The sequence below is a fragment of the Desulfobotulus pelophilus genome (assembly GCF_026155325.1).
GTDB classification, from domain to species: domain Bacteria; phylum Desulfobacterota; class Desulfobacteria; order Desulfobacterales; family ASO4-4; genus Desulfobotulus; species Desulfobotulus pelophilus.
The window spans coordinates 1-5,738 of the sequence record NZ_JAPFPW010000043.1 but is presented as its reverse complement, the minus strand read 5'-3'; the positions used below and the strand labels follow the sequence as shown (position 1 = coordinate 5,738).

General features: G+C 41.5%; 6 protein-coding genes. All 6 read left to right on the top strand.

Features of this window, described 5'->3' with window-relative positions; all coding sequences use genetic code 11:
- Window positions 1-471: UDP-N-acetylglucosamine 2-epimerase (locus OOT00_RS15705; protein ID WP_265426375.1), on the top strand; the 471-nt coding region annotated here is incomplete at its 5' end.
- A 335-nt stretch (window positions 472-806) separates the two neighbouring features.
- Window positions 807-1,796 carry an NAD-dependent epimerase/dehydratase family protein gene (locus OOT00_RS15700; RefSeq protein ID WP_265426374.1) on the top strand — a complete coding sequence of 330 codons (990 nt, stop codon included), beginning with the start codon at window positions 807-809 and terminating at the stop codon, window positions 1,794-1,796.
- Window positions 1,797-1,798: 2 nt separating this feature from the next.
- Window positions 1,799-2,908, top strand: coding sequence for a DegT/DnrJ/EryC1/StrS family aminotransferase (locus OOT00_RS15695; RefSeq protein WP_265426373.1), 1,110 nt, complete (start codon window positions 1,799-1,801; stop codon window positions 2,906-2,908).
- Window positions 2,909-2,943: 35 nt separating this feature from the next.
- Window positions 2,944-3,570 (top strand): acyltransferase, encoded by a 627-nt coding sequence (locus OOT00_RS16520; RefSeq protein ID WP_265426372.1) that lies wholly within the window; start codon window positions 2,944-2,946, stop codon window positions 3,568-3,570.
- A 44-nt stretch (window positions 3,571-3,614) separates the two neighbouring features.
- Window positions 3,615-4,358, top strand: a complete 744-nt coding sequence (locus tag OOT00_RS15685) for a polysaccharide deacetylase family protein (protein WP_265426371.1) — start codon at window positions 3,615-3,617, stop codon at window positions 4,356-4,358.
- A 73-nt stretch (window positions 4,359-4,431) separates the two neighbouring features.
- Complete coding sequence (locus OOT00_RS15680; protein WP_265426370.1) at window positions 4,432-5,355, top strand: DapH/DapD/GlmU-related protein; 924 nt, start codon at window positions 4,432-4,434, stop codon at window positions 5,353-5,355.
- Window positions 5,356-5,738 lie beyond the last annotated feature (383 nt).

Sequence of the window (5,738 nt, the reverse complement as noted above, 5' to 3'; positions counted from 1 at the left end):
TGTACTCTGCATAGAGCTGAGAACACAGAAGATCCGAAGAGAATCAATGGTATTTTTTCTGCTCTGGCAGAAATTAGTGATACCATAGACGTTGTTTTACCTCTTCATCCCAGAACAAGAAAAATTCTTGCTGCTTTTGGTCATAGACTGGATTACCCTCGGGTTCACATGGTTGATCCAGTTGGTTATCTGCATATGATCTGGCTACTGCAAAACTGTACTTTTGTTATGACAGACAGCGGAGGCCTTCAAAAGGAAGCATATTTCTTTCAAAAACCCTGTGTAACTCTGCGTAATGAGACAGAATGGGTAGAGTTGGTGGAGGCGGGATGGAATATGTTGGCCGGAGCAGAAGCGCAGCAGATCCTTGACGCTGTTCAGAGTATGAAAAATAGAAAAATTGGACAAGGTGAACTATATGGGGCAGGGAATAGCGCAGATATAATTCTCAGAGAGCTGTTACATCTTTAAGAGCATGTCCGGGAGCTTATTTTCGTAGGCAATAGTATGCGGCATAAAGATATGAACAGGGTAACAACATATCATATATAGTGTTCCGAATGGTCTAAGCAGGATTGTTGCATACCCTCTTAATCGCAACAGAGAGCTGTGTAGGCTTTGAAGGAGTTGATTTGAGATGAAAAAATGAAACTTTGCACAAATATCATAAATATAATGTAAAGTGAAAGTCAGTCAGCTACAGTCTTGCAAGTGTAAGACGTATGCTGTTTATTAAATTTTTGTTTATTGGCTTGATCATAGAGACAGGGGAACACTTTTTTTTATCATAAAAAAGAAGGTTGGTAATGATTACAGGAAAGAGAATTTTTATTACAGGTGGAACAGGTTTTATTTCGACGATGCTGATTTCCAGGTTGGCTGATCACAATAAGATTATTGCCTATGATAATTTTACTAGAAATACTTTGAAAGATTCACCCTTTGCAACTCACCCTAATGTTGAGCAGATCCAAGCCGATGTTTTAGATTACAATACGTTAAAGGCTGCCATGGCCGGATCAGAACTGGTTGTGCATGCCGCTGCTATTGCAGGTATTGACTCCACTGTTCGGAATCCTGTGGCAACTATGCGGGTCAATATGCTTGGGGCGGCGAATGCGTTGGAAGCTGCAAAGGACCTGAACTGTATTGAACGTTTTGTGGATTTTTCTACTTCTGAAGTTTTTGGTTCACACGCATTTAAGGTTGATGAGAAAGACCAAACTGTGACGGGTGCTGTGGGTGAAGCGCGGTGGACCTATGCCGTAAGTAAATTGGCTGGTGAGCATCTGGCGCATGCATACTTCAAACAATATAAATTGCCTACAGTGACTGTTCGCCCTTTTAACGTTTATGGTCCGGGTCAGACTGGTGAAGGTGCTTTGGCTATTTTTATCCGCAAGGCCTTAAAAAACGAAGATATTTATATTTTTGGAGATGGAAGTCAGATTCGAGCCTGGTGCTATGTGGATGATATGGTCGAAGGTGTGATGCGGTCTTTGGAACATCCAGCAGCTATAGGCCAGTCATTTAATATTGGGAATTCCCGGGCGGTTACAACCATATATGGATTGGCACAAACCGTTTGCCGTATCACCGGCAGTAATTCCAGAATTGTGTTTAGAGATGCGCTCTCTGCAGATATTGAGCTGCGGATTCCTAGTGTGAAAAAGGCAAAAGAACTGATTGGGTTTGAAGCCAGGGTAGACCTCGAAGATGGACTCAGGAAGACAGCCACATGGATTTTAGAAAATGAAGATAAACTTCCTCCGCTCTCAGATATGTTTAAAGGGTAACCATGCTTAAATTGTCAGAGCCCAATATCTCAGAAGATATCATTACAGCTGTTGCCGATGTACTTCGATCCGGACAACTTGTTCAGGGAGAAGAAAATCTATTATTCGAAAAGGAACTGGCGGCTTACCTTGGTTGCAAGGAAGTTATTCTTGTTTCTTCGGGTACAGCAGCATTGCATCTGGCCCTTCTTGCGCTGGATATCGGCCCCGGTGATGCTGTGCTGGTGCCTGATTTTACCTTCCCTGCAACTGCCAGTGTTGTTTCTATGGTGGGTGCAAGGGTTGTGATTGCAGATGTTGATAGGGGAACGTATGTTCTGTCTCCAGATCAAATTGAGCGGACACTTGACCAGTGGCAGGGGCCTGAGAGAATCAGGGCTTTGATGCCTGTTCACGAGTTTGGCTGTTCGGTTGATATGGATGCTGTTTTGAAAATAGCGGAAAAAAATGATTTGTATATTGTAGAAGATGCCGCATGTGCATTGGGTGCTGTTTATGGAACCCGAAAACTGGGTACCTTTGGAGATCTTGGCTGCTTTTCTTTTCATCCAAGAAAAACACTGACCACAGGCGAGGGAGGGGCCATATCTACAGGCAGCGTGCAGCTGGCTCAGAAAATCAGGCGTTTGCGAAACCATGGAATGGAAAAAAGGCATGATGGCATGCATTTTTTTGAGCCAGGTCTGAATTATCGTTTGACTAATTTTCAGGCCGCCATGGGCCGTTTGCAGTTGAAGTGCCTGGATGAATGGATTGTAGTCAGAAAGAAGCTGGTTGAGGAGTACAGATGTGGATTGGCCAAACTGGCATCCCGTAACCTGATCCATTTGCCCGTCCGGACAGAAGGTCACAGCTGGCAGACTTTCATGGTTGTGCTTGATAAAGGTTTTGACCGTGCTGTGGTCATTGATGCTTTACGTCAGAATGGAGTGGAATCCAACCTTGGTGCCCAGAGTCTGAGTGTCCTCGATCTGTATGGAGACCAACCCTTTTTGCAAACTGTAGGACCTGAATTATACAGGTGTGGCCTGGCCTTGCCTTTGTTTGAACGCATGCAAAGGTCCGATGTCAAGCATGTATGTTCGGTTCTGGAATCCGTTTTGTTGTCCTAAAGCCAGATGCGATAATGAAAAGGTGAGGGTGTCTTGTGAGAAAAGAAAGGTTTTGTGCAAATGAAAAGGATCAGATTTTGCTGGATTGGTTTGAGAAAATCCTTCCATTGTTTCCAAACCTGCCATTTAAAAGCGAGGAAAGAAATCAAAGACTGAGACCCGATATTATTCGCAGGATCATAGGAGAGTTTCTTACCGACGATGAACGGGCAGAGTTGCTCGGACTTCCAAGAGGGTGTCGCATCCGTGAAGGTGCAAAAATTATTAGCCCGGAGAATCTTGTTATTGGAACAGACTGCTGGATTGGAGAGAATGCCATCCTTGATGCATCGGGAGGATTGGAAATAGGGTCTCACACTACCATAGGCTGTTCTGTTATGGTTTGGTCTCACTCAAGTCATCTTGCCGCTTTAGCTCAGAATAATGTTCCGGGCAGCTCTTTGATAAAAAGAGAAAAAACTAAAATTGGCAACAGGTGTTTTATTGTTGGTCCCTCTGTTATCTTGCCTGGTGTGACCATAGGCAATCAGGTTATTGTCAGGCCCATGACGAGGGTTGAGCAGGATATTCCGGACAGATCCATCGTAGACGCATCTGGAATTAAAGAAGGAGTGTTATCTGAAGAGCGTATTCAGGATATGCTTGAAAAACATTTTGCTTGATAGGATGCAAGGTGTTGGTTTGAAATAGAAAAGGACTTTGTAGGATGATTTTTAGATATGATCAATTCAAAAATTTTATTCAATATGCCAAGAAGAGTAGACATATAAGCCCCTTGGGCGAATGGGACGGTTCCAATGCCATTATTCTCAGGCACGATGTCGATTTTGATCTTGAACTGGCATATCGATTATCCCTGATAGAGGCAGAGCTTGATGTGCGGTCTACTTTTTTTGTACTCACCACCTGTGCAACATATAACGTACTTTCGGTATTGAATCGTAAGATACTGAGAGAAATGGTTGCCATGGGTTTTGAGATTGGATTGCATTTTGACCCGACCATTTACGCAACGGCAGACCAAGTTCAATTGGCTTCTTTTGTTGATGAAGAAGCAAAAATACTTTCTTCGGTAACAGGGAGTAAAATTAAATCAATAAGTCTGCATAATCCTTCAATACATGGTCAGTACCCTTTTTTTGAAGGCTATATAAATGCTTACGATAAGCATATTTTTTCTGATGAATTATATATTTCTGATTCATGTATGAATTTTAGAGGGAAAGATCCATACGAATTTATTCGTAATGCTAATATGGAGAATCCCATTCAGGTAGTGCTTCATCCATTGCATTTTTCTGAGAACAATTTAACTTACCCTGAGATATTTTATGAACACATAAAGAGATACTCAGGTGTTCTGGATAGCATATTTCGAGTTAATTCAAAATTCACAGAGCAAATGCATGGTGAAAGTATGTTTGACTATATTAAGAAAAAAAATATGTAGACTTCCTGATCCTATGGCTTTTTTTGAGTGCTTATCAAAAAATATTAGCTGCTGAGCTGAAGAGGATGAGTTTATGACAGGCATCATGATTGACGCATCGGCTATTGCTGATTTTTTGTCCCTTGATTTGTATGGTGAGGACTTAAAAGTAAACAAGCCTTCTGATTTAAACAGCAGTGAATGTGGGGCTTTAAAATTTGCAGGGATTGTATCAGACAAGTATGTTAAAATAATAAACTCTAATCCTGATTCATTTGTAATTGCTCTGGATGGGTATGAAGGACTTTTAAGCACAACGCATGTATTATCAAAAAATCCCCGTTTGGATTTTTGCAAGGTGTTGCAACATTTTTTCCCAATAGTATATCCTGCAAAAATTGAGGGTTCAGCTATCGTAAATCCTGATGCCGTGCTTGGAAAAAATATTTATATTGGCCACAATGTAGTTATTGAAGAAGCTGTGATTATAGGTGATAATTCAGTTGTGTTGCACAATGTTATTATTGGAAAAGGGGTGAGAATAGGCAAAAACTGTCTGATAAAATCAGGTTCTGTTATTGGGCAAAAAGGTTTTGGATTTGAAAGAGATCATGACGGCTGTCCGATTCCGTTTAACCATTATGGCTCGGTAACCATTGGTGATCATGTTGAAATCGGAGCCTTGAGTACCATTGCTTGCGGTGTATTATCGGATACAATAATTGAGGATATGGTCAAAATAGATGATCATGTATTTATTGCTCATAACACTAGGGTGGGAAAAGGTAGTTTTATAATAGCGTGTGCAGAAATCAGTGGCAGTGTTTCTATAGGTGAAAATGTTTGGATTGGTCCCAACGCTTCTGTTATTGATAAATGCGCAATAGGTAACAATGCTTTAATTGGTATTGGTGCCGTGGTTACAAGGCCCGTAGGAGAGGGGATTGTTTCGGCAGGCAACCCTGCAAGAAAACTTCGTATGAAAGAGTGTGATGTAGGGCCTGAGCACAAAACATAAGCCAGGTCAGCAGATGCGGGTTGAATAAAGACAATATATGAATGAATAATTCAGCGTATCATCTGGTCGCTATGGGTCTGTATGATTTTCTTATAAACATGATAGCCCCATTCCTGCTGAAAATTTCAATTCCGTTCAGAGGACACAGCTTACGAATTATTTTTGCAGACCTGATCAGGCAACTTATTCGTATCGTATGTTTTATCAGCCAGCCAAGGCTTAGTAGAGCAAGTTGATATTAATGATTACTGTGTGAAACACTGCCGTGAACCTGAGCACATAATCCAGATCATTGCGTTATCCATGATACGGTTGCCTTTTTGCAGGGATTACGTTTTTCTTTTTTTGATGGAAGGGGTTGGTTGCCTTCCCTTCGGTATAAC

Coding starts and splice junctions, on each gene's coding strand:
- OOT00_RS15700 (WP_265426374.1), top strand. CDS start 807: ATGATTACAGGAAAGAGAATTTTTATTACAGGTGGAACAGGTTTTATT.
- OOT00_RS15695 (WP_265426373.1), top strand. CDS start 1,799: ATGCTTAAATTGTCAGAGCCCAATATCTCAGAAGATATCATTACAGCT.
- OOT00_RS15685 (WP_265426371.1), top strand. CDS start 3,615: ATGATTTTTAGATATGATCAATTCAAAAATTTTATTCAATATGCCAAG.
- OOT00_RS15680 (WP_265426370.1), top strand. CDS start 4,432: ATGACAGGCATCATGATTGACGCATCGGCTATTGCTGATTTTTTGTCC.